Genomic DNA, 972 nt, shown 5'->3' with positions numbered 1-972 from the left:
CTAATACCGCATAACAACGAAAACCACATGGTTTTCGTTTAAAAGATGGCTTATGCTATCACTCTGGGATGGACCCGCGGTGCATTAGCTAGTTGGTAAGGTAACGGCTTACCAAGGCGATGATGCATAGCCGAGTTGAGAGACTGATCGGCCACAATGGAACTGAGACACGGTCCATACTCCTACGGGAGGCAGCAGTAGGGAATCTTCCACAATGGGCGCAAGCCTGATGGAGCAACACCGCGTGAGTGAAGAAGGGTTTCGGCTCGTAAAGCTCTGTTGTTGGAGAAGAACGTACCTGAGAGTAACTGTTCAGGTAGTGACGGTATCCAACCAGAAAGTCACGGCTAACTACGTGCCAGCAGCCGCGGTAATACGTAGGTGGCAAGCGTTATCCGGATTTATTGGGCGTAAAGCGAGCGCAGGCGGTTGCTTAGGTCTGATGTGAAAGCCTTCGGCTTAACCGAAGAAGTGCATCGGAAACCGGGCGACTTGAGTGCAGAAGAGGACAGTGGAACTCCATGTGTAGCGGTGGAATGCGTAGATATATGGAAGAACACCAGTGGCGAAGGCGGCTGTCTGGTCTGCAACTGACGCTGAGGCTCGAAAGCATGGGTAGCGAACAGGATTAGATACCCTGGTAGTCCATGCCGTAAACGATGAGTGCTAGGTGTTGGAGGGTTTCCGCCCTTCAGTGCCGGAGCTAACGCATTAAGCACTCCGCCTGGGGAGTACGACCGCAAGGTTGAAACTCAAAGGAATTGACGGGGGCCCGCACAAGCGGTGGAGCATGTGGTTTAATTCGAAGCTACGCGAAGAACCTTACCAGGTCTTGACATCTTGCGCTAACCTTAGAGATAAGGCGTTCCCTTCGGGGACGCAATGACAGGTGGTGCATGGTCGTCGTCAGCTCGTGTCGTGAGATGTTGGGTTAAGTCCCGCAACGAGCGCAACCCTTGTTACTAGTTGCCA

At 52.8% G+C, this 972-nt stretch carries 1 rRNA gene; it reads left to right on the top strand.

The window, feature by feature from the left end:
- Nucleotides 1-972: ribosomal RNA gene (locus H5S39_RS00015) — 16S ribosomal RNA — on the top strand; the annotation flags it as partial.

The sequence above is a fragment of the Limosilactobacillus rudii genome, from assembly GCF_014145455.1.
In the GTDB taxonomy this organism is placed as follows: domain Bacteria; phylum Bacillota; class Bacilli; order Lactobacillales; family Lactobacillaceae; genus Limosilactobacillus; species Limosilactobacillus rudii.
Note: the sequence above shows the minus strand (reverse complement) of the source record. Positions and strands in the feature narration are given on the sequence as shown.